The organism is Winogradskyella alexanderae (assembly GCF_020166335.1).
GTDB classification, from domain to species: domain Bacteria; phylum Bacteroidota; class Bacteroidia; order Flavobacteriales; family Flavobacteriaceae; genus Winogradskyella; species Winogradskyella alexanderae.
This window is the reverse complement of sequence record NZ_JAIUJR010000002.1, coordinates 130,497-153,154: the sequence shown is the minus strand read 5'-3', so window position 1 is coordinate 153,154 and position 22,658 is coordinate 130,497. Positions and strand designations below refer to the sequence as shown.

The 22,658-nt window shown below is 32.0% G+C and carries 23 protein-coding genes; all 23 read left to right on the top strand.

Annotated features, from left to right (window positions below; translation table 11 throughout):
* The first annotated feature begins 2 nt into the window (after positions 1–2).
* Entirely contained in the window at positions 3–344 is a 342-nt protein-coding gene (locus LBU54_RS04130) for a helix-turn-helix transcriptional regulator (protein WP_224526289.1), read from the top strand.
* 138 nt (positions 345–482) lie between these two features.
* Positions 483–854: a hypothetical protein gene (locus LBU54_RS04125; RefSeq protein WP_224526285.1), complete on the top strand. Its 372-nt coding sequence runs from the start codon at positions 483–485 to the stop codon at positions 852–854.
* A 3-nt stretch (positions 855–857) separates the two neighbouring features.
* Complete coding sequence (locus LBU54_RS04120) at positions 858–1,064, top strand: hypothetical protein (RefSeq protein WP_224526282.1); 207 nt, start codon at positions 858–860, stop codon at positions 1,062–1,064.
* A gap of 228 nt (positions 1,065–1,292) precedes the next feature.
* Complete coding sequence (locus LBU54_RS04115) at positions 1,293–4,514, top strand: Eco57I restriction-modification methylase domain-containing protein (protein ID WP_224526280.1); 3,222 nt, start codon at positions 1,293–1,295, stop codon at positions 4,512–4,514.
* Positions 4,515–4,516: 2 nt separating this feature from the next.
* Complete coding sequence (locus LBU54_RS04110) at positions 4,517–4,948, top strand: hypothetical protein (protein WP_224526277.1); 432 nt, start codon at positions 4,517–4,519, stop codon at positions 4,946–4,948.
* Entirely contained in the window at positions 4,948–5,073 is a 126-nt protein-coding gene (locus LBU54_RS15370; protein WP_262899723.1) for a hypothetical protein, read from the top strand. Before LBU54_RS04110 ends, LBU54_RS15370 begins: the two co-directional genes overlap by 1 nt.
* A 126-nt stretch (positions 5,074–5,199) precedes the next feature.
* Complete coding sequence (locus LBU54_RS04105; protein ID WP_224526274.1) at positions 5,200–6,267, top strand: hypothetical protein; 1,068 nt, start codon at positions 5,200–5,202, stop codon at positions 6,265–6,267.
* Positions 6,268–6,467: 200 nt separating this feature from the next.
* A complete protein-coding gene (locus tag LBU54_RS04100) occupies positions 6,468–8,210 on the top strand; it encodes a helix-turn-helix domain-containing protein (RefSeq protein ID WP_224526272.1) in 1,743 nt (580 codons plus the stop codon).
* A gap of 128 nt (positions 8,211–8,338) precedes the next feature.
* On the top strand, positions 8,339–9,430 hold the full coding sequence (locus tag LBU54_RS04095) for a sensor histidine kinase (protein WP_224526268.1): 1,092 nt from the start codon (positions 8,339–8,341) through the stop codon (positions 9,428–9,430).
* Positions 9,417–10,139: a LytR/AlgR family response regulator transcription factor gene (locus LBU54_RS04090; RefSeq protein ID WP_224526266.1), complete on the top strand. Its 723-nt coding sequence runs from the start codon at positions 9,417–9,419 to the stop codon at positions 10,137–10,139. The genes LBU54_RS04095 and LBU54_RS04090 overlap by 14 nt, the downstream gene beginning before the upstream one ends.
* 120 nt (positions 10,140–10,259) lie before the next feature.
* Complete coding sequence (locus tag LBU54_RS04085; protein WP_224526264.1) at positions 10,260–10,880, top strand: hypothetical protein; 621 nt, start codon at positions 10,260–10,262, stop codon at positions 10,878–10,880.
* Between the two features lie 33 nt (positions 10,881–10,913).
* Positions 10,914–13,139 (top strand): CocE/NonD family hydrolase, encoded by a 2,226-nt coding sequence (locus LBU54_RS04080; protein ID WP_224526262.1) that lies wholly within the window; start codon positions 10,914–10,916, stop codon positions 13,137–13,139.
* A 38-nt stretch (positions 13,140–13,177) separates the two neighbouring features.
* Positions 13,178–13,699 carry a GNAT family N-acetyltransferase gene (locus LBU54_RS04075; protein ID WP_224526260.1) on the top strand — a complete coding sequence of 174 codons (522 nt, stop codon included), beginning with the start codon at positions 13,178–13,180 and terminating at the stop codon, positions 13,697–13,699.
* An 82-nt stretch (positions 13,700–13,781) separates the two neighbouring features.
* Positions 13,782–13,934 carry a hypothetical protein gene (locus LBU54_RS04070; protein WP_224526258.1) on the top strand — a complete coding sequence of 51 codons (153 nt, stop codon included), beginning with the start codon at positions 13,782–13,784 and terminating at the stop codon, positions 13,932–13,934.
* Positions 13,931–14,629, top strand: coding sequence for a DUF4386 domain-containing protein (locus LBU54_RS04065; protein ID WP_224526256.1), 699 nt, complete (start codon positions 13,931–13,933; stop codon positions 14,627–14,629). The genes LBU54_RS04070 and LBU54_RS04065 overlap by 4 nt, the downstream gene beginning before the upstream one ends.
* A gap of 77 nt (positions 14,630–14,706) precedes the next feature.
* Complete coding sequence (locus tag LBU54_RS04060) at positions 14,707–15,669, top strand: NAD(P)-dependent alcohol dehydrogenase (protein WP_224526254.1); 963 nt, start codon at positions 14,707–14,709, stop codon at positions 15,667–15,669.
* Positions 15,670–15,794: 125 nt separating this feature from the next.
* A complete protein-coding gene (locus tag LBU54_RS04055) occupies positions 15,795–16,745 on the top strand; it encodes an alpha/beta fold hydrolase (RefSeq protein WP_224526251.1) in 951 nt (316 codons plus the stop codon).
* A 39-nt stretch (positions 16,746–16,784) separates the two neighbouring features.
* On the top strand, positions 16,785–16,919 hold the full coding sequence (locus LBU54_RS15440; protein ID WP_224526248.1) for a helix-turn-helix domain-containing protein: 135 nt from the start codon (positions 16,785–16,787) through the stop codon (positions 16,917–16,919).
* A gap of 217 nt (positions 16,920–17,136) precedes the next feature.
* On the top strand, positions 17,137–17,622 hold the full coding sequence (locus LBU54_RS04045) for an RNA polymerase sigma factor (protein WP_224526246.1): 486 nt from the start codon (positions 17,137–17,139) through the stop codon (positions 17,620–17,622).
* 7 nt (positions 17,623–17,629) lie between these two features.
* Positions 17,630–18,226, top strand: a complete 597-nt coding sequence (locus LBU54_RS04040; protein WP_224526243.1) for a hypothetical protein — start codon at positions 17,630–17,632, stop codon at positions 18,224–18,226.
* 79 nt (positions 18,227–18,305) lie between these two features.
* The gene (locus LBU54_RS04035) at positions 18,306–19,703 is read left to right on the top strand and encodes an alpha/beta hydrolase family protein (RefSeq protein ID WP_224526241.1); all 1,398 of its coding nucleotides are present in this window, start codon (positions 18,306–18,308) and stop codon (positions 19,701–19,703) included.
* 91 nt (positions 19,704–19,794) lie between these two features.
* On the top strand, positions 19,795–20,982 hold the full coding sequence (locus LBU54_RS04030; protein ID WP_224526239.1) for a serine hydrolase domain-containing protein: 1,188 nt from the start codon (positions 19,795–19,797) through the stop codon (positions 20,980–20,982).
* Positions 20,983–21,066: 84 nt separating this feature from the next.
* Positions 21,067–22,626 carry an amidohydrolase family protein gene (locus LBU54_RS04025; RefSeq protein ID WP_224526236.1) on the top strand — a complete coding sequence of 520 codons (1,560 nt, stop codon included), beginning with the start codon at positions 21,067–21,069 and terminating at the stop codon, positions 22,624–22,626.
* The last annotated feature ends 32 nt before the right edge of the window (positions 22,627–22,658 follow it).

Here is a 22,658-nt window from a genome sequence, read left to right as displayed (position 1 = left end):
CGATGAGCGATTTATCAAAACCCCTTTATTCCCTCACTGTTGGGGAATATATAGACCTAAGTAAGGAGGCTTTTGCTCAAGAAGCAAAAAAGCTACTTAACAGTACTGATGGTACATCTGGCCATTTAAAGTCAAATAGTGATATCATCTTTGTCGACGATGTCCAGCAACTCACAGGTTACAAAAAATCAACGATTTATTCCAAAGTTTGTCGGTTTGAAATGCCAGTCATTTCTAAACGACGACCCTTGACATTTTCAAGAACAGACATTATGAATTGGCTAAAAGATGGCAAGCCTTCTATCATAGATATTGAGGCTAATGATTACTTAAGTAAAACCTAACTAGAACCTAAATAAGCATGTTAATTTAAAATTTATATGGATTTCAGTTCGCTGAACATATGATCAGATACATTAACCTAAATCGGTATAAGTCCAAATACATCCTAATTACATTGAATCACATAAGATATAAGAGATATGAAAGAAGAAATAATGAAAACGGCCATTGATCCCTTAACGGGAGAGGAGTTTGTGCCTAAACGAAGCAACCAAAAGTTTGCAAGCAGAAAAAACCAAATTAGGTACAATAACCTTAAGGCAGCAGAAGAAAGACAAGCTAAGGCAAAGACCAGGAAGATTTTAGATTCTAACAGAAAGGTATTGCAATGGGTTACAGGTCCCAATGATGAAGTTGAAAGGTCTATGGATTTTCTGAAAGGAGCAGGTTTAAACTTTCAGTATTTTACACACAAAATAAAGATACAAGGAGTCACATGGACATGCATAGACGACTACGCATTTGCATTAATTAATAAGAACACTTTTAAGATTATAAAACTAAACCAATAAATTATGGACTACGAAATAATAAACTGTTATGAGCTGGATGTTCGGCAAGATATACCTACTGAGATGGAAGTTTTAAAAATTACCAACAGAAAGTTAGAATCAAAGAATAGGGTTTTTGTCTATCTAATAGCGTCCATTGGATTTGGAGTTATCGTTTGGTCAATTGTGCAGAGTTTGAAAAAGGAAAAAATTGAAAAAGATGACAGTTAAGTGCTTAAGCTGGTATTTAATATCGTTACGTTTATTTAGCTCACTTTACCTTTTGTAATAGATTGATTTTCTGTTAATAACTGTTTATATCTTTTAAGCTTCCATTGTAAAGTTTTCCTTTCATTTTTTTAAAATTGTTAAAGGCATTAATTAGAAATCATTATGGAAATCCTCATTAAATAGTAAGGAAAAATTAAGAACTTAACCAACAAAAAACAGTAGCTTTAAATGGCACTATTTCAAACATCAGTATTAAAAACATATCTGGCGCAACAAGATACTGCTATAGTAGAGCGAGCCTATAAAAAATACACCAAGTATTTTCACAATGCTACCATTCAGGAGAATATCAAAAACTCTAAAGAAGAACAATACCAGGCAAAGTTTCTGGACGAGCTGTTTGTTAACGTCTTGGATTATACCCTAAATCCAAAACCTGATTTCAACATTACCACCGAGTTTAAAAACCAAAAAGGAGCCGGTAAGGCAGATGGAGCTATTTTAAAGGAAACCAAAGCTATTGGCGTAATTGAACTGAAGGGAACCAATACCAAAGATTTAGAAAGCATCCGCAAACAGGCATTCGATTATAAAGCCAATCAAAAGGGCTGTGTGTATGTCATTACGTCCAATTTTGAGAAGTTACGGTTTTACATTAATGATGCTACCGAATTTTTGGAGTTCAACCTGTTTCAGCTGGCACCTGAAGAATTTGCTTTAATGTACTTATGCTTACAGAAAGACAACATTCTTAACAATCTGCCTTTAACCATTAAAGAAGCCTCTTTGGTTGAGGAAGACAAAATAACTAAACAGTTTTACAATGACTATTCCGTTTTTAAGCGTGAACTCTTTAGAGACCTCGTAAAACGCAATGCCAAACGTCTAAAAGCAGAAGTTGTCACATCGAGCGCAGTCGAGATATCTCGAGAAGCAAACGAACTAAAAGCACTCGAAAAAAACGTAAAACTATCCCTGTTCAAAAAATCACAGAAGCTCATAGACCGTTTTCTGTTCATTTTCTTTGCCGAAGATAGAGACCTCTTACCACCAAACTCAACCATCCAAATTCTTGATAAGTGGAAAGCCGATATCGATTTTGGAGACGAACGTCCATTATACGGATTGTTTAAACAATATTTTCACTTTCTCGACCAAGGCAGGAAAGGCACAACCTCAAGAGCCGAAATCTATGCTTACAATGGTGGACTATTTAAACCAGATGCCATTCTAGATAATTTGGATATAGACGATGACTTATTATACAAACACACCTATAAACTTGCCAAATACGATTTTAGCAGTCAAGTAGATGTCAATATTTTGGGGCACATCTTTGAAAACTCACTTAACGAGATTGAAAGCGTCAATGCCGAAATTGAAGGTGGCGAGTTCGATAAGCAAAAGAGTAAGCGTAAAAAAGATGGCGTTTTCTACACACCTAAATACATTACCAAATACATTGTAGAAAATACGGTAGGCAAATTGTGCCAAGAGAAAAAAGAAGCATTAGGCTTTAAAGAAGAAGCCTATTTCGAGATAAAAAAAGGGACACACCAAAACACCAAAAAGCAACTATTAGAGGTTTTAGATAATTACAGAGAGTGGTTACTACAAATAACCATTTGCGACCCTGCTTGTGGTTCTGGAGCATTCTTAAACCAAGCGTTAGATTTTTTAATTAAAGAACACCGTTACATTGATGAGCTAAAGGCTAAAGTATTGGGTGGAGGCTTCATATTAAGCGATATAGAAAACACCATTTTAGAAAATAATATTTACGGTGTGGACCTTAACGAAGAATCGGTAGAAATAGCCAAACTATCCCTGTGGTTACGTACCGCACAACCAAGACGAAAGCTCAACGATTTAAGCAGCAACATTAAATGTGGTAATTCATTGATAGATAGCAAAACCGTAGCAGGCGATAAAGCCTTTAACTGGCAAGAACAATTTCCTCAGATATTTGATAAAGGCGGTTTTGATGTTGTGATTGGAAACCCACCTTATGTTAGAGCAGAGCTGCTAACTAACTATTTAGGCTACTTTGAAAAGAATTATTTAGTTTACCATTCAGCAAGTGATTTGTTTGCCTATTTCTATGAATTAGGCTCAAAACTCATTAATGAAAATGGTTTAATGGGTTTCATCTCAAATACTTTTGATAAAACAACAGCAGGAAAAATATTAAGAGAATATCTTACCAACAAAACAAGTCTTAAAGAATATATTGACTTTACAGAAGTTCAAATATTTGAAGGAGCTACCACATATCCTGTTATTATAATCCTTGAAAGAGGAGTAGGAAAGATTAGTAAATTTAAATACATTAAAATTCCCAAAATCGCTCAAAGTAGAGTTATTGATATAGATAATGAAAATGAAATACAAGTTTTACAATCTTCTTTAAATTCAAATGCTTGGTCATTTTTATCTGTTGGCAAGGCTAATATTTTTAATAAAATTTCCGAATATCCTACCTTAAGAGAAGTATATGGAAAATGTTATAGAGGATTAATTACTGGTTTGAATGATGCTTTTATAATAAATAACGAGTGGTCATATTCAGAACATATAAAACCAATTTTAGAAGGCAAGGAAATAAAAAAATGGAATGTTGAAAGAGCAGAACAAAAGCTAATTTTATTTAAAAGTAAATGGACTAATGAAGTTTATGCCAATAAACTCTCGAAAGATGAAAAACTTGAAAGTTTAATAAGGGATTTCCCTAATATTTTTAATCATCTATTACCCTTTAAAGAAAGGGCAATGAAAAGATATGATAAAGGAGACTACTGGTGGGAGTTAAGAAACTGTGCTTATTACGATTTATTTGATAAGCCAAAAATCATTTTTCCTAATTTACAGAATACTAATAAATTTTGTTTTGATTCATCGGGTGTATATATCAATGCACCAGCAGTTTTTCTTCCTGTAGACAGTAAAGCATTATTATGTATTCTAAACTCTAAAATAGTTTGGGAGTTCCTTAAATCTATTTGTGTTGTTAGAAGTGGTGGTTACATAGAGGTAAAACCTCAATACTTCGAACAAATTCCAATTCCAGAAATTAAAAATGAATCTGAATTTGAGATTAAGGCTAATATAATTATTGAATTTGTAAATAACTTTCAAAATTTAGATTCAAGGTTTCAGAATTACATAGTATCACAATTTCAAATAGAAAAACTATCACGCAAACTCGAAAACTGGCATGAGTTAGACTTTGCTGACTTTGTAAAAGAACTCAACAAAGCTATTAAAAAAGCAGGCGGCGCACCACTCACCAAAAAAGACGAATTTGAGTGGCTGGAACTCTTTGAGGACAACAAGAAAAAAGCCCAAGAGCTACAAGCCCAAATTACCCAAACAGAAAAAGAAATCGATACTATGGTGTATGAGTTGTATGGGTTAACAGAAGAAGAACGAGAAATTGTTGAAAACAGTTAAATATGGGAAAGTCAAAAAAGGAAATAGAAGAGTGGAAAGAATATCGTAAATCGGTATTGGAGGAAAAAAGAAAAAGTGACGATGACTTTGAAAAGTATATAACTTTTATTGCATCAGGTGCACTTGGATTAACAATCACGTTTATTGATAAAATAAGTCCTTTAAGAGAGTCTATTGTTATTTGGGTAATAGCATTAGGCTGGGCGTTATTGGCATTTACACTATTTATAAACTTACTATCTCATTTTTTGTCAAGTAAATACAATGAACAAACAATTCAAGATATTGATGATGAAATAGGGTATACCAAGTTAATATGCAGAATTGACAAAAGAAATAGAATCATATCTAGATTAAATTTATCATCCATAATCCTTTTAGGTTTAGGTATCATTTCAATATTAATTTATACAATCGTTAACGCATATCAATAATGGCTAAACAAAACAATCCAAGACCGAAACCAAGTCAAAATCCATCTGAACGTGGGCACGGTGGTAATAAAGGTCGTACAACCCCAAAACCACCAGTAAGACCAAAACAATCACCTTCTAAATAATAGAATAATGGCAAATCAAAACAATTCAAGCAAAACCAAAACAGTGAAAATTGATTTAGGAAGAACTACTTCTAAACCGTCTAATTCTCTAAAACCAAAAGATAACACAACAAAAAAATAACTCTTGTGAAGTCTTTAACACGTTATAAGAAAGTAATTAAGTGGGTATTTTGGATAACGATTTCATTAATAGTTTTTCTTACGTTCCAAGCCATATATGAAACTGAAGATTGGAAGTTTTTTGATGTAGATTTTAACTCGCGAGATCATATAATATCTGCTTATGGTTCATTAATTGGAGGTATATTAGCATTTCTTTCGATTCTTTTTGTGCTTTATCAAGTTTATGAGCAGAGAGAGCAAATAATGGTCGAAAAACAAGATGCTGCAAAAGATAAACTTCAAGATTTAAAAGACCGTCTTTTATTGCTAACCAATTATTTGAAAACATTAGAAAAAGATATCCTAAGACATGGAGAAAGGATGGAATCATTTTTCAAAGCAGAAAAGGAATATCCTTCAAAAATGAATACTATGTATTTTAATACAAATAAGAATTTTGAAAGAGTAATAGAAATGGATATTCTGTCCAATTTTAAAGCGTTTCAAGCATTTTTTAAAGAGGATGAAGAAGATTGGCAAAAGCAATTTGTTAACCTATATGAAATATCAGATTTTTATAATGAGGCATTTAAAGATTTAAAGAAAAAATACACATTTCATATTGAAGATAAAGTTGCTAAACAAAAACAAATAGCAGCTGATATGATGGAGTTATTAAATGCTAATTCCAGATTAGTTGACGATTACAGAATCAAATATGGAGTAGAAGACTATTTAACAAAGCCTTGGTCAAATTTAATTAATCAATATACTCCCACACATTACGCTTATTTACAAGAGGTCCAAGATGCTGGAGAAGTACCTGATTTTAGGTATATTTCCGATAAGCTATTATTTCCATTTATTCGGGCTGCCATGGATATAAGAAGGGATTCAGGATATGACGATTTAGGTAGTCGTAATATCATTGAATTGGCTTCAACTATAAGAAAAAAAATATGGGAAGTGGAGATATACAGTGTTCAATATGCAGAGGATATTGAAAAACAATTCAATAATTATTTTATTCAAGATAATCAAATGATAACCCAATTAAATGGTATTAAATCAAAAATTCAGGATAAAATTTAATTAAGTGAGTCTTAAAGGTATGGTATTAAATAATTGTCCCATATCTGTACCATTTTTCTTAAAACGCCTATAAATAGGGAAGGAGTACTTTAGGTATCCGAACTTAACTAAGTTTAAGGTTTTACTATATTTGTGAAATACTTGATTTTACTTTATTGTCCATTCTAAATAAATCCATAGCAGTACTGCCTTTCGTCAATATGAGTAACAATATTGAAAACGAATATTTCTGCGATGGATTAACAGAAGAAATCATTAATGCATTAGCAAAAATCAAACAACTTTCTGTTACTTCTCGTACATCTTCATTTTACTTTAAAAACAAAACAGTAACTGCTCAAGAAATAAGAGAAAAATTAAATGTGGCTACCTTTATAGAAGGTAGCGTAAGAACTTCCAAGAAGAAAATGCGTATTACAGTGCAAATGATTGATACTGTAGATGATTTTCATTTCTGGTCCGAAACATTTGATAGGATCCCAGAAAACATTTTTGAAATTCAAGATGAAATTAGTCTGTTTATTGCTGAAAAACTACGTGAACACATTGGTCATCTTGAAATAGAAGATAAGTTAGTAGCACCCATTGATGTTCCAGTAGCTATTTACAGAGAATACCTCAAAGGGAGGTATTACATCATGAAGTTAGATTATAAAAACTCTACAAAGGGTATCGACATCTTAAAAAAAGTCATACATAAATCACCCAACTTTGCAAGTCCCTATCTAGATATTAACCTTGCCTACATGAATATGGGAACTATGGGGCTTTTACCTGCATTCGAGGCTTACCAGAAAGCACAACCTTATTTATCGAAGGCAATAGAGTTGGATCCAAACTCATCAAGATCTCAATTGAATTTAGCTTGGATAGAGTGCTGGCAAAACTGGGACCTTAAAAAGGCTTACGAACATGCACATAAGGCATTAGAGTTACAGCAAGCAGACGACATATATTTAACCATTTCTAATTTCTTGACAGTGGAAGGGAAATTAGATGCGGCAAGTAATTATCTTGACAAAGCGTTGCAGTTAGATCCTTATGCTGCCATAAATCATCATTATAATGGTTTTTTATACTATTTGAAAGAAGAATACACTACTGCAATACCTTTCTTTAAAAAGGCATTGGAGCTAGATCCAAAATTACCCTTTCCACCAATTTATATTGGTATTTGTTTATTAATGTCAGGCAAACCAAATGAAGCTTTGAAATATTTTGGTTCCCTTGAAGGCATTTCTGTGAAAGACCTCACCAAATTGGGAGGAGAAACCATGTGTTATGCAAAACTCAATGATACTGAAAAGTGCAATCAGGGATTAAAGGAATTAGAATCCTATTTAACAACGGCACTTGTAGATAAGGCATTTACATTTATGATATTAGTTAATGCCTTATTAGGTAATAATGAAAAGGTAATTGATTTAGTAGAGCAAGCATATAATAACCGTTTACCATTAGTTTTGCTATTAAATCCATCACCAATTCTTAAGCCTGTAAAACATCACAAAAGGTTTAAAGACATCATGCTTAAAGCAATTCCTGATAATGTAAATTACGAACAGAAAAAAAAGTACAAGCAGGCATTGCTAGATAGTGATGAAATTAAGAAGTATAGCAAAGAACTAGAACAAATTATGATAGACTATAAACTTTACTTAAACCCAGACCTATCATTAAAAGATTTGGCGTCTTATTTAGAATTGCCAGCTAATTATGTTTCTCAATTATTAAACCAAGGCTTCGATAAGAACTTCTCTGAATATGTTAATACTTTTAGGCTAAATGAATTTAAACAACGTATTCTTCTCGAAGAAAACAAAAGTTTGACAATTATGGCTGTGGCATACGACAGTGGTTTTAACTCTAAAACAGTGTTTAACACTTTCTTTAAAAAAATGGAAGGTACCACACCTAATTCTTACTTAAAAAACAACAGTTAGTTCTGATTTTATAATTAGAATGATTTAAACGTAGTATGCTATTTCTATAATAGCATTTAAACCTCATATTTGACGTTCCTGTACTTTTCCTTTCACTATTTAAAAGTATTTTGTTGCTTTGTTTAGGAATGGATATCAATAAAAAAACAAATAATAGTAATACAAGACTATCTCTTTATTGGAAATGTCAATTAATAGGTTGGAGTATTGTTTCTATTTATTGGGCATATACAGTATACACAAGAGATAATTATGGTATTTTTTATACACTGTTAAATTATGTATTAGATATTTCCATAGGAATATTTTTAACACACATTTACAGACGATTTGCCTTAAAAGCAAAATGGAGTAGTTTACCTATAAAAAAATTACTAATCCGTTTAGTGCCTACCATACTTTTATTAGCTGTTTTATATGTGTTATTGAATAATTTGAAATGGTATGCATACTGGACTTTCATAGCAGGCGAGAATAAAAATTTATTACAGGCAATTATTTATTGGGATCCAATATTACTTACAGGACTTCGATTAATGTCTATTTGGGTTTTGGCATATCACTTGTATCATTATTATCAGAAGGAAGTTGTTACCGCTAAAGAAAATGCTCAATTATCTTTAATAGCAAAACAAGCTCAATTAGATAATTTATCAGCTCAATTAAATCCACATTTCTTATTCAATTCCTTAAACTCAATTAAATCGTTGGTAATCGAAAATCCTAACGTTGCAAGAAGAGCAATTGATTTATTATCAGATTTATTGCGGTCATCGTTATACGAAAAAGATAACCATTTAATATCTATTAAAAACGAGCTGGCTCTAGTTTATGATTATATTGAGTTAGAAAAAATGCGTTTTGAAGAACGACTGCAACTAAAAACTAATATTGACAATGAGCTTATTAATTATAAGATTCCCACGTTAAGTATTCAGTTGTTAGTTGAAAATGCCATTAAACATGGCATTGACCTAAAAGTTGGCGGAGGTGTTGTTTTCTTGAAAATTAATAAACAGGATGCGAATATTCATATTACGGTTGAGAATCCTGGAGTAATTAACAAAAATAAAAGTATTGGATTAGGTATAAAAAACTTAAATAAACGTCTAGAAATCCAATATAAAGGTAAGGCCAGTTTTAATTTAATAGCGAAAGAAAATGACTGTGTAGTTGCAGAAATAGCAATTCCAATGCATATAAACGATGAAAAGATTTAAAACCATAATCATTGATGACGAGCGTTTAGCGAGAGAAGAAGTAAAACGTGCATTAGAAAAACATCAAGAGTTTGAAATTATTGGTGAAGCAAGTCATGTGGATGAGGCCATAACTCTCATTGAAGACTTACAACCAGACTTATTGTTTTTAGATATTCACATGCCAGGTAAATCTGGTTTTGACTTATTGGAAGAGTTAACCAATGTACCTGACGTTGTTTTTACAACGGCCTATGATCAATATGCTGTAAAAGCGTTTGAGATGAATGCTTTAGACTATTTAGTAAAGCCTTTAAGAGAAGAGCGTTTTTCTAAAACTATTGAAAAGGTGAAGGAAGAACTGTCCAATAGGGTGAAATTAGAACCTACCACCTTACCAATGCATCAAAAGATATTTATAAAAGATGGTGAAAAATGTCATTTTATTCCGCTCACACAGATTCATTTTATTGAATCGTTAGAAAATTATGCACGGCTGTATTTTGGTTCAGATAAAGCCATGATTAAGCGTTCTTTAAACTTATTAGCAAAGAAATTAGACCCTAAAGTCTTTTTTAGAGTTAATCGAAGTCAAATGATTAACATACACTACATCAAAGAGATTCATCCCTACTTCAATAATAAATTACAAATTATATTAACTACTGGTGAAAAAGTAGAAGTATCTAGTAGGCAATCCGTTAAGTTCAAAAACTGGAATAGTTTATAACGGAGAAAATCGCTAAGTTTTCTAACGTTCATTGACTTTTATTTACGCTCATGTACTTTTCCTTTTTTGATAGAAACAGATGCCTTTATTTTGTTCTATAATTAATTTAAAAGTCTTATTATGAAGTATTTAAGAGTGGCATTCGGAATGGTAAAAATCGTGAATCTAGTGCTAATTTCATTGTTGATATCTTGTAATGAAAACACTGTTTCATTAGCAGAACAACCAACCTTAGCCGATTATAAAGTTGGAGAACAATGGACTTGGAAATATAAAGGTGTAACCACTGAAGGCGAAGTACGTTCAGAAGGAGAAGACACACGAGAAATTGTTAGTAAAAATGGCGTATTAGGTATGACAATCGGAAAAGATACAATTCCACTAGCAGACATTACAAAGCCAGAAGAAAACAAAACACCAAAATACAAGTGGCCTTTAAAAGTTGGTGAGACATGGAAATATGAAAAAAACTGGACCAGTCAAGATGGTACTACAGGAACTCAAAGTCAAGATGCAAAAGTAGTATCTTATAAACAAGAAACTGTAGACGCAGGAACATTTATGGCGTACACAATTGAATACAAGGGAACTGTTTCAAATTCCAGAGGATACAATGCACAAACTGATGAAGTTTGGTTGTATGCACCAGAGATTAAAAACTTTATTAAAATGACGCAAACTCAAGACGGTTTTTTGTACAATGAAGAGTTAATCAAGTATATAAACCCAAATGAGAAATAGTAAAAGATACTATCAGCTTTTAATCGCAAAACAATGAAAAAATCATTCCTGATACTACTTTTATTCACAATTAGCGTTACTTCTTTTGCACAAGAATTACCATTTCAAAAGGCGGAACTATCAGATTCAGTAGCACTTGCAAATCAAATGCAGCAATTGGCAACACAATGTGACACTCAAAATTTATCAACATTAGACCAATTTAAGTTCCAGTTAATAAGAGGTGAATATAAAGACGCCTTAACTTCAATAAAAAAAAGCGTAGCGGAAATACCAATAGATCAAAGGCAGTATTTAGATGTATACTTGCATTATGCAGAAGCAAAGCTTTCTACGAACTTTAAAAATGCGTTTAAAAACTCTTACAGCAAATACGTAAAAAAATCTGATGATATACAAGTTATTAATTTAGATAAAGCGTTGATATTAAGAGATCCTACAGATTATTATGTTAGTGATTTCAACAATACGTACAGTAATATTAAATCAGGAAAAATAACACAGGAAATAGCTAAAGATTTAGTAAAAAAATACTTTTTAAGTACTGTGTTTTCATCTACCGGAGGTATTTATTTTGAGGAAATAAAGCAAGACCATAAACGCAGGTATGTTGTAAATGATAGTATTGTAATACCTATGAAAGATGGTGCTGAAGTTTCAGTGGTATTAGTTCAGCGAAAAGAAAGTTCAACTACTAAAAAATCTGCAATATTAGTGTCTTCTATCTATACAGGTACAAATGTAGCTTCCGCAATGTTAGCAGCATCTAAAGGCTATGTTGGAGTCATTGCTAATACAAGAGGGAAAAGATTGAGTAAAAGCGATATAAAGCCTCTTGAATATGAACATACAGATGTTTATGAGGTCATTGATTGGATTTGTAAACAATCATGGTCTAATCAAAAAGTAGCCATGTTTGGTGGTAGTTACAACGGTTTTACGCAATGGGCTTCTATGAAACACAAAGTGCATCCTGCATTAAAAACAATTGTTCCGATGGTAGCCATTGCGCCTGGAATTGATTATCCGATGGAAAATAATGTACTGCACAATTATTCATACTCTTGGAATTTTTATGTCACCAACAACAAGTTTTTAGACTTTGAAGCTTCAAATGATTTTAATCGTTGGAATACCTTAAAAAACACATGGTACAAAACCGGAGTTGCATATAACAAATTAGATAGTTTAGATGGTCAAGTAAACAAATTATGGAACACCTATATGCAGCATCCAAGTTATGATGATTATTGGAAAAAGATGATTCCATATAAGGAGGAGTTCGCTAAGATTGATATTCCAATTTTAACGATTACGGGTTATTATGATGACTCACAAAGAGGTGCGATTTACTACTATAATCAACATCATAAATACGCAAAAAACCCGAATCATTATTTATTAATTGGCCCTTATGATCATTGGACAGCACAATCGAAGCCACAAGAAAGTTTAAGGAATTACAAATTAGACAAATCCGCATTAATCAATATTGAGGAAGATATTATTTTCCAATGGTTTGATTATGTTTTAAACGGAAAAGAAAAACCCAGTATTTTAAAAGATAAAGTGAATTTTCAAGTGATGGATACAGATACTTGGATGCATAAACCGAGTTTAAGTGCCATGACAAATGATACTTTAACTTATTATTTAAACGCCACAAAAACAGATGATTTTTTTGAGTTAATGTCGGAAGCGAATCCTTCTAAAGTCAATATGATTGTTGACTTTAAAGACAGAGAAAGTATGACTAATACAGATTATTATCCATGGCCTTTAGAAAAAGACAACATCAACTTAAACGATGGTTTAATTTTTAAATCTGAAGCCCTAAAAGAAGATGTCATTATCAATGGTTCTTTTACAGGGAATCTTGAGTTTTCAATCAATAAAAAAGATGTGGACTATTCTGTTATAGTTTATCAATTAACACCAGAAAACAAATACTTTCATTTAAGCTATTACATTGGTAGAGCTAGCTTTGCTAAAGACAGAGAATATAGAAATTTACTTATACCGAATGAAAAGGCGAAAGTGTCTTTTAACAATTCGAAACTAATCAGTAAAAAGATAGTAAAAGGTAGTAGAATAGTTGTAGTTGTTAACGTGAATAAAAACAACAATGCTCAAATAAATTACGGCACAGGTAGAGATGTAAACAGCGAAAGCATTAAAGATGCCGAAATTCCTCTAAAAATAATCTTTACAGGCAATAGTAGTATTTCTTTACCTATTTGGAATTCTGTGAAGGAATGACAAATTCTGATATTTATATCTTATCAAGCATCTATATAATGAAACTAAAAAGACTAAAAAAAAGTACCGATAATTACTTCCATCAAGCGTGGGAACTTTATAATGATGCTTTCCCTCTTGAAGAAAGAAGGACTTTAGATGGCCAAAAACGCGTTTTAAAAAGAAGCAATTATCATTTTGAGTTTCTAATTAATCACAATCAGTTTATTGGGTTTATTCTATGGTGGGATCTTGAAATGTTTAGATATATAGACCACTTTGCAACAAGTAAAAGTATTAGAAATAAAGGTTTTGGGAAACTAATTCTCAATACGTTTATTAATAATGATGACAAGTCTATTCTTTTAGAAGTGGAGTTACCAGCATCAAGTATTGACCAAAGACGAATAAATTTTTACGAGCGATTAGGATTTAAATTAAACTTACACGATTACAAAGTGCCTTCAAGTGTCGATAATCGTAAAATTGATTTATTGGTTATGTCTTATCCAGAAGCTATATCCAAAGAAACTTTAAATCGATTTATTGTTAATAATCACCCAATAATATTCAATTCTTAAACTTAGTTCTGATTCATAAAATAGAACTTTAAACGCTTTCATTCATCCTACTTTAGAAAGTAATATATACAATCAATAAAAAATGAAAACAAAAAAAAGTACAAAAGGAGTCAAGATAGCTGTAGGTGTAATTTTAGGAGTATTAGTTGGTGTCTTAACCTCTAATATAGCATTATGGCTACCAATTGGAATTGCAATTGGTGCAGGTTTAGAATATACAACTCAAAAAAGATGAGCACAACAAATATTAAAATTAGTGAAATACAGAAACAAACTAAAATAGTTGGTTTTACCTATTTAACAACAACCTTAATTGGGTTCATAAATATTTTCTTTGTTAAAATAGGTCTACATAAACCTGAAACACTATTAGCATCAGAATTTCAGTTTAGAATGTCCATAGTTTTAGATATTACAATGTACGCATTAGTAATGTGGATGGCTGTTGCACTGTATATACTAACGAAGTCTATTAATAAAAATAGAGCGACTCTCGGATTTATATTTAGAGTGGCAGAAGTCGTGATGGGTTTCGTAATGCTATTATTATATGCAGCGCCATTAATTATTTTAAGAAAGGAAGAAAAATACCGGTTTACAAATGATACTTTACATTCATTAGCTTCTGTTTTTTTTGACGTATATGGCATGGGATCTAATCTTCATCTCATTCTTATGAGTATAGGTGCATTCATATTTATTAAATTGTTACAATCAGCTTCTTACGTACCTAAATGGTTAAGTTATTGGGGGCTTTTCACCTATACAACAATTTTTATAGGTTTCACTTCACAAATTCTATTTCCAGTCATTTCAAAACAATTAATGGTATTGATGGCACCAGGTGCATTATTTGAGCTGGTATTTGGTATTTGGCTTTTAATTAACGGAGTAAATCTTAAGTGTCTCAAATCCCAAACTACTGTGTAATCCATTTCGTTCGGCTTTATAAAGAAGAACTTTTATAATACATATGTTTACCATTTTTGTCCTAAATAATAACAATTATGAAAAAAGCAATTTATACAACATACGGTTCACCAGAAGTTATTCAAATAATTGATGTTGAAATCCCATCACCAAAACCTAATGAGATTTTAGTAAAAATCAAAGCCGCATCAGTAACAAGAGCAGATACAATGATGCGACAAGGTATACCTAAATTTGGTAGAATATTTTTAGGATTATTCAAACCTAAGAACACAGTTTTAGGAACGGGATTTTCAGGAATCGTAGAGGCTATAGGTTCACAAATCACAAGGTTTAAAATAGGTGATGAAGTTTTCGGAGAAAAATTGTTTGGAAACGGAAGTAACTCCCAATATTTATGTATTGGAGAAAATGAACTTGTAGAAAAAAAACCAAAAAATATTTCTCATTGTGACGCTGCACCAATATGTGACGGTTTTTTAACCTCTTATAATTTCCTAAAAGAACATGCAAAAATTAAAGAAGGTCAACATGTATTTATTAATGGAGCTTCTGGTAGCTTAGGTTCTGCTGCTGTACAGTTAGCAAAAATAATGGGTGCAAAGGTTACTGGTATATGTAGTTCAAAAAATATCGATTTTGTGATAGCATTAGGTGCAGATGAGGTGTTAGATTATACCACAATAAAATTGAACGAACTACAAAGTAGATATGATGTGGTTTACGATACTGTGGGTAAGCTTTCTTATAATAGCTCTAAAAATATTTTAAATGATAATGGAATTTTTATGACACCTGTACTAAGTATTCAAATATTAGGGCAAATGATATTGCACCCCCAAAAAGTTAAGTTTGAAGCTACTGGCATAAAAAAGAAAGAAGAATTAAAAAGTTTGCTAAAGGACTTAATAAGTCTCTTTAAACAGAATCAACTGCAAACTCATATTGACAAAACATATAATTTAGAGGATTTAAAATACGCTCATCAATATATTGAAACTGGTGGTAAGGTAGGAAATATTGTTGTTGTTAATCTATAACACATGACCAAATTAATTTTCTTCTTTAAAAGTCGTAATATTCTTAAAAATCTTTAAAAATTTCTAAATGCAATAAATTTTAAGAAAATTGAAATTGCGATATGAAATAAAAATAAATAAGTAAGATGAAAAAAAAAGAAATCACAAACTTTCCTGAACCAACAATGATCCCAATAAATAATATTGTTTTAGAAGTTTTTGAAGCAGGTATTGAAAATAGAGGTAACCCAATTGTATTATGTCACGGATTTCCTGAACATGCATTTTCTTGGCGTTTTCAAATTCAAGCATTGGCAGAAGTAGGGTATCATGTGATAGTACCAAATCAGAGAGGTTATGGTAATTCATCAAATCCAAAAGAAGTGTCAGCTTATGATATCATAAATTTGACGGACGATTTGGTGGCCTTATTGGATTATTACAATTATAAAGATGCAACGTTTATAGGTCATGATTGGGGAGCTAATGTAATATGGCATCTTACCTTGCTGCACCCGAATCGTGTTAATAAAGTAATTAATCTAGCATTGCCTTATCAAGAACGCGGAGACAAGCCATGGTTAGAAATGATGGAAGCATTTTTTGGTGAAGATTTTTATTTTGTGCATTTCAACAAAAAACCTGGTGTTGCAGATGAGATAATGCAAAATAATGTAGAAAACTTTTTCCAAAATTTATTTCGAAAGAATGTTCCACTTTTACCTCCAGAACCTGGTATGTTAATGATGAATTTAGCAAAAGCAGAAAACCCTTTAGGCGAACCAATCATGAATATAGAAGATTTATCTGTTTTTATAAAGTCATTTAAGAAATCTGGGTTTACAGGCGCAATCAGTTGGTATAGAAATTTGGATAGAAATTGGCATCTTATGGCAAATATAAAACCAAGAATTGAGCAGCCAACTTTAATGATTTATGGAGAAAAAGATATAATTCCTCAATCAGCAACATTAAAAGATTTTGCACCAAATTTAGACGTGGCAAGTTTAGACTGTGGGCATCACATACAGCAAGAGTGTCCGGAAGAAACGAATCAAGTAATTATTCAATGGTTAAAAACTTTAAAACGAGATTAATGGTTTTAATAAACAAAAACTCACTATTACTAGTGGCATTTGGATCGTTCTGCAGACCTAACCATTATAGCTGTAGCTTACGATAGTGGCTTTAATTCTAAAACTGTATTCAATACCTTTTTCAAAAAAACGGAAGGCGTAACACCGAATACTTACCTTAAAAGCAAGAGTTAGTTCTGATTATATAAATAGAACTTTGCTTTTAAAGTTTACAATTAATTTTACTTCATAAAATTGAATTATCAACACCAAATTAATTTTCTTATTATATTTTTATTTAATAATAACTTATTGATTATCAATTAAGTATATATTTTATTAAAAATAAAAACATATTTTTTTGTGATTTTTTGAATATTTAAAACACTAATACAGTGTAATTAATCTTTACATGCATACAAAAGAGGAATTTATTGAACAAATAAAAGAGAACCAAGGCATTATATATAAAGTTGCAAGGCTTTATACCAATAGTGCCGAAGATCAAAAAGATGTGTACCAAGAAATCGTGTATCAACTTTGGAAATCTTACCCCTCTTTTAAAGAGAATTCAAAATTTAGTACTTGGATGTATCGTATTGCACTAAATACGGCTATCAGCAATTTAAACAAAGAAAAGAGAAAGGGAACACAAGTATCCATAGACAATTTTCTTTTGAACAAAATGGATCAAGTCGATACAGTGATGGAAGAGCGAATTACAATTTTATATGCGCATATAAAAAGACTTAGTATTGTGGAAAAAGGAATCATATTACTTCATTTAGAAGGTAAAAACTATGATGAAATAGCCGCAATTACTGGATTTACAAAAACCAATATTGGGACACGTTTAGGAAGAATTAAACAAAAATTAAAATCTCAAATTAAGAAATAACCAAATTATGGAACTTGAAGAAATGAAATCCCTGTGGGAAGATATGAGTCAAAAAGTAGACCAACAAAAAATATTAACAGATGAGTTAATTCTAGACTTGACAAAAGAACGTTTTGAAAACAGAATGCGAAGCATTTCTGTACCAGAAACTCTAAGTGCTTTTATATGTTTTGCAGCTGTTATTTACCTGATAAGTAATTTTAACTTACTAGATGTTTGGTATTTACAGCTTACTGGAGTACTTACAATGATTGCGTGTATAGTATTACCGATACTTACATTAAAATCAATAAAGAGAATAAAAGCTATAGATATTTCGAAGAGCACTTATAAAGAGTCGTTAATTAATTATGCAAAAGACAAAGCAAGGTTTATGAAATTGCAAAAAACAAGCTTTTATACCAGCTTTATAGTATTAATACTTGCTGTGATTTCCTTTGGTAAAATAATGAAGGGTATAGATGTTTTTACAATGACAGAAAAACTGAACTGGTTGGTGCCGTCAGGGATAGGTATTTTATATGTTTTCTCTCAATGGGTACTAAAAAAATATAGAAGGGCTACAGACTCAGCTCACAATATTCTCAAGGAACTAAAAGAATAACCACAACAAGATTTAACATCAATCAAATTACTAATTTTTAATAGTCGAATTGTATTCGACAGGAAAAACACATTCAAAAATGAAAACAATTATTTCAATTACATTACTAATTATATTTTCAATAACCAGTGCATTTTCTCAAAATATATCTGGTGATTGGAGCGGAAAAGCTAAAAGAGGTGATAAGGAAATCACATTTGTATTTAATATCAAAAAAGAAGGGACTACGTATTCATCTGTAATGAACGTACCTACCTTTAGAATTTCTGGTATGAAACCAGCAGTAACAACCTTTACAAACGGAAAGTTAACAATTGATGGTTCAAATTTAGGGATGTCTTACATAGCAACCTTTAATAGTGAATTGCAACAATTTGAAGGTTCTTACAAAGAAGGTGGTATTGAGATGGCTTTAAATTTAAAAAAAGGAGCTGTAAAAATAGCAGACCAACCTAGACCCCAAGAACCTATAAAACCTTACCCGTACTACGAAGAAGAAGTTGTATTTCCCAATAAGGAAGCAAACATAAACTTAGCAGGAACCTTAACCTTACCCAATAAAAATGGCACATTTCCAGTAGTTATCTTAATTAGTGGAAGTGGCCCTCAAGATCGTGATGAAAGTTTTATGGGGCACAAACCCTTTTTAGTATTAGCAGACTATCTTACAAAGCAAGGCATTGGTGTGTTGCGTTTTGATGATCGTGGGCAAGGGGAATCTACAGGAGATTTTGGTAGTGCCACCACAGAAGATTTTTCTAAAGATGTTTTGAGTGCTATCACTTATTTAAAAACAAGAAAAGATGTCGATGTCAAAAATATTGGTTTAATTGGGCATAGTGAAGGTGGAATTATTGCACCATTGGCTGCAAATAACACAAACGATGTTGCTTTTATCGTGTTATTAGCTTCTACTGGAATTTCTGGAGCAGAATTATCGGTAATCCAGTCAAAAACATTACGCCAGTTTCCTGTAAAGGATGAAAAAGCCTATGAGGAAAATTCAAGAAAAGCCATAGCCATTGTAACCTCTAATAAAAGTGAGTCTGAAATTGAAGCAGAATTGACAGCGCACTACAATGATTTTTTAAGACCAATTTTAAGTGATTTAAATGTGCCAGAAAAGAATATCAATACGTTTATTACCAGTCAGGTAAACACAAGTATAAAACCATGGTCTCGTTATTTTTTACAGTATAACCCAGCTGATGAAATCGAGAAATTGCAAATCCCTGTGTTGTCCTTAAACGGTAGTAAAGACACACAAGTGAATGCTAAGATTAATCAAAATGGAATTCGACAAGCTTTGATTAAAGGAGGTAATCAAGATTATAAAATCATAGAATTAGAAAACTTAAACCACTTTTTTCAAGAGTGTGAAACTGGAAGGATGGATGAATATCGAAAAATTGAACAGACATTTTCACCAATAGCCTTAAAAGAAATTTCAAGTTGGGTTTTAGGACATATCAATTAAGATGTTCCGATTTATAATGTAGAACGATTACGATCAGGTTTTAAAATACATTTGAGTCAAAATTTGTAAAAATTAATCAGAAGGACATTATATGAAATTTAAACTTACAGCAATTTTGTTTACCTGTATCATAGGTCTAATTAATCAAAGCTTTAAGCAAGAAGATGGCACCAACGAGACTAATACTCCTTTAGATAGTTTGGTTGTCAATTATCTTAAAAAATACGATACGCCAGGCTTATCAATAAAGGTATTTAAAGAGGAGAACTTGTATTGGTCCCACAATTATGGGTATTTGGATTTAGAGAAGCAATTACCCATGCATTCTGATGCTGTTATGAACACTGCTTCTGTTTCTAAAACAATAACGACTACGGCAGTTTTACAATTATCGGAAAAAGGACTTTTAGATCTTAGTAAAGATGTTAATAGCTATTTGGATTTTTCAGTGAGAAACCCAAATTTTCCTGATAAACCAATAACAATTTTTCAATTGCTAACGCATACATCTTCTATTAAAGATAATAAGGCTTATGCCATGAGTTATCAATGTGGAGACCCTAAAGTAGAATTGGAATATTGGATTGAAAATTATTTTAGACCAACAGGTGCCTATTATCGTAAAGAAGAAAACTTTCATACTTGGGAACCCAATACTGATTATAAATATTCCAATGTTGCTTTTGGGCTGTTGGGCTTGGTGGTGGAGAAAGTCAGTCAGCAGTCTCTTGAATCCTATACAAAAACACATATCACTGAAATATTGGGCATGCATCGGTCCTCTTGGTTTATTAAAAATACGGGTACTGCTAATCGAATTAAACCCTATGTTATGGCAACCGAAGAAATAAAACAAGATGCCATGGCTTCCAAATTACTGGAAAAAAAGGTAGGTAAGTATTATCAGATCTGTAATTACAGTTTTTACAATTATCCTGATGGGTTGTTCAAGACTACTTTAAACGAGTTGTCACACTTTATGATGGCCATCATGAACGGTTCCTACAGGGGAAAACGAATACTAAATGAGAAGACCATTATCAAAATGCTCACCACTCAGATAGAAGGTAACAATGTCCAAGGAATAGGATGGAAGCGTATAGAATATGAAGGCAATGTGTTTTGGGGCCATAGCGGTAGAGACCCTGGAGTGCGTACACACCTCTATTTTCATCCAGAAACACAAACAGGAATTGTATTGTTTCAAAACAACGATGAAGGTTATACCATTAAGTTAGTAGCAGATATTTTAACTGAAGTCGTAAAAGGGTCAAAATGATTATAGATTCAGTAACCGTTAAAAAAAGGAACTTTTACTTCTTTGTATAAAGTCAGTATTGCCCTGTATTAATAAAAAACAATCTTGAAAAAAAAGTTAATATACTTCATTAAAGTTGTAGTTGTAATAATTCTATTAGCAATTATCACAATTACTGGCGCATATTTGTGGCCAATTTCCAAATTACAACCACCAAAATCTTTTGGTAAAACAATCATTGAAAATGTAAATATTATTGATGTTAAAACAGGAACAGTGGCGAAGCATCAGTTTGTTTTGATAGAACATACTCGTATTACAAAAATTGATAGTACAAAAATCACACCTTCTGATGATAATTTAATAATCGATGGCACCGATAAATACCTAATGCCTGGATTATGGGACATGCACACGCATTCCAATCAACATTCAGAGTGGTTGCATCATCCACTCTATATTGCGAATGGCGTTACAGGTGTAAGAGATATGTCTGGTCAATTAAATAAAAAAGACAGCTATTGGGTAGGTAGCAAAGAACGTTTGCAATGGAATAAAGATGTAGGCAATAACAAAAGAGTTACACCCAGATATGTATTGCAAAGCAGTTATCAAATGGATGGCGAAAAAGCCATTCCTGAAGAGTCTCCCAACTTTTTCAAATTGCAAAATCCATCACAGGTAGATTCGTTGTTACAGTTTTACAAAAATGAACAGGTTGATTTTATAAAGGTATATCAACAATTACCAAAAGACACCTACAAAGTATTGGCTAAAAAAGCACCAGAGTATGGGTTGCATTTGGCAGGGCATAAACCGATGTTTTTAAGCTTAGAAGAAGCGGTTAATCTAGGACAAAAAAGTTTTGAACATGGACGCATATTTATGTATGAGTGTTTCCCAGAAGCCGATAGCTTAAAAAATCCAACAAATTGGAAAGCATATTTCTCGAAATCAAAAGCAAAGATTGTTCAACAGTTTGATTCAGTCCAAGCAAAAGAGTTAATGTATTTAATGCATCAAAAAAGCACCTATTGGACTCCAACCTTACAGACTTTGAAATTTGAAGCCAATGCGCATATAGAGAATTTTACAAACAATGAAAATTTAAAGTATGTCACTTCAGTCAGGAAGAAGTTATGGTGGAAATTTGATACAGACTATAACAAAGAGAAAAATATTGAACGTGAGGGTATTAGTGTAAGTGAACAATTTTTTGAAGCTTCAAAACAGCAAGTAGCGATGGCCAATAAAATGGGTGTACCCATTATGGCAGGAACCGATGTTACAGACTCTTATGTGTTTGCGGGTTTTAGTTTACATGATGAATTATACGAATTAACAAGAAGTGGACTTTCTAATTTAGAGGCCTTACAATCTGCAACTATAACACCAGCAAAATTTTCCAATATAGAAGAGGATTACGGCTTTATAGGAATAGGAAAAAAGGCAGACCTAGTAGTATTAAATAAAAATCCACTAGAGGATATTAGAAACACAAAGGAAATACATGGTGTATTGTTAAATGGTGTGTATTACAATAAAGAAAAACTCACGGAACTCAAAAACTTCACTGAAACAGCAGCCAGCAGCTTTCATATGAATGTAAAAGCATTAATAAGCTTGGTGAACAGCCCCTTGATTCGTGTACAGTTTGCCGATTAACAAAATTAGTTCTGTTTTATAATCTAGAACGT

What these genes read in the sequence shown, in the direction of transcription:
- LBU54_RS04040 (WP_224526243.1), top strand. Translation starts at nt 17,630, where the DNA reads ATGGAACTTGAAGAAATGAAATCCCTGTGGGAAGATATGAGTCAAAAA.
- LBU54_RS04085 (WP_224526264.1), top strand. Translation starts at nt 10,260, where the DNA reads ATGAAGTATTTAAGAGTGGCATTCGGAATGGTAAAAATCGTGAATCTA.
- LBU54_RS04120 (WP_224526282.1), top strand. Translation starts at nt 858, where the DNA reads ATGGACTACGAAATAATAAACTGTTATGAGCTGGATGTTCGGCAAGAT.
- LBU54_RS04125 (WP_224526285.1), top strand. Translation starts at nt 483, where the DNA reads ATGAAAGAAGAAATAATGAAAACGGCCATTGATCCCTTAACGGGAGAG.
- LBU54_RS04030 (WP_224526239.1), top strand. Translation starts at nt 19,795, where the DNA reads ATGAAATTTAAACTTACAGCAATTTTGTTTACCTGTATCATAGGTCTA.
- LBU54_RS04130 (WP_224526289.1), top strand. Translation starts at nt 3, where the DNA reads ATGAGCGATTTATCAAAACCCCTTTATTCCCTCACTGTTGGGGAATAT.
- LBU54_RS04110 (WP_224526277.1), top strand. Translation starts at nt 4,517, where the DNA reads ATGGGAAAGTCAAAAAAGGAAATAGAAGAGTGGAAAGAATATCGTAAA.
- LBU54_RS04075 (WP_224526260.1), top strand. Translation starts at nt 13,178, where the DNA reads ATGAAACTAAAAAGACTAAAAAAAAGTACCGATAATTACTTCCATCAA.
- LBU54_RS04065 (WP_224526256.1), top strand. Translation starts at nt 13,931, where the DNA reads ATGAGCACAACAAATATTAAAATTAGTGAAATACAGAAACAAACTAAA.
- LBU54_RS04115 (WP_224526280.1), top strand. Translation starts at nt 1,293, where the DNA reads ATGGCACTATTTCAAACATCAGTATTAAAAACATATCTGGCGCAACAA.
- LBU54_RS04045 (WP_224526246.1), top strand. Translation starts at nt 17,137, where the DNA reads ATGCATACAAAAGAGGAATTTATTGAACAAATAAAAGAGAACCAAGGC.
- LBU54_RS04100 (WP_224526272.1), top strand. Translation starts at nt 6,468, where the DNA reads ATGAGTAACAATATTGAAAACGAATATTTCTGCGATGGATTAACAGAA.
- LBU54_RS04095 (WP_224526268.1), top strand. Translation starts at nt 8,339, where the DNA reads ATGGATATCAATAAAAAAACAAATAATAGTAATACAAGACTATCTCTT.
- LBU54_RS04055 (WP_224526251.1), top strand. Translation starts at nt 15,795, where the DNA reads ATGAAAAAAAAAGAAATCACAAACTTTCCTGAACCAACAATGATCCCA.
- LBU54_RS15370 (WP_262899723.1), top strand. Translation starts at nt 4,948, where the DNA reads ATGGCTAAACAAAACAATCCAAGACCGAAACCAAGTCAAAATCCATCT.
- LBU54_RS04090 (WP_224526266.1), top strand. Translation starts at nt 9,417, where the DNA reads ATGAAAAGATTTAAAACCATAATCATTGATGACGAGCGTTTAGCGAGA.
- LBU54_RS04080 (WP_224526262.1), top strand. Translation starts at nt 10,914, where the DNA reads ATGAAAAAATCATTCCTGATACTACTTTTATTCACAATTAGCGTTACT.
- LBU54_RS04060 (WP_224526254.1), top strand. Translation starts at nt 14,707, where the DNA reads ATGAAAAAAGCAATTTATACAACATACGGTTCACCAGAAGTTATTCAA.
- LBU54_RS04070 (WP_224526258.1), top strand. Translation starts at nt 13,782, where the DNA reads ATGAAAACAAAAAAAAGTACAAAAGGAGTCAAGATAGCTGTAGGTGTA.
- LBU54_RS04035 (WP_224526241.1), top strand. Translation starts at nt 18,306, where the DNA reads ATGAAAACAATTATTTCAATTACATTACTAATTATATTTTCAATAACC.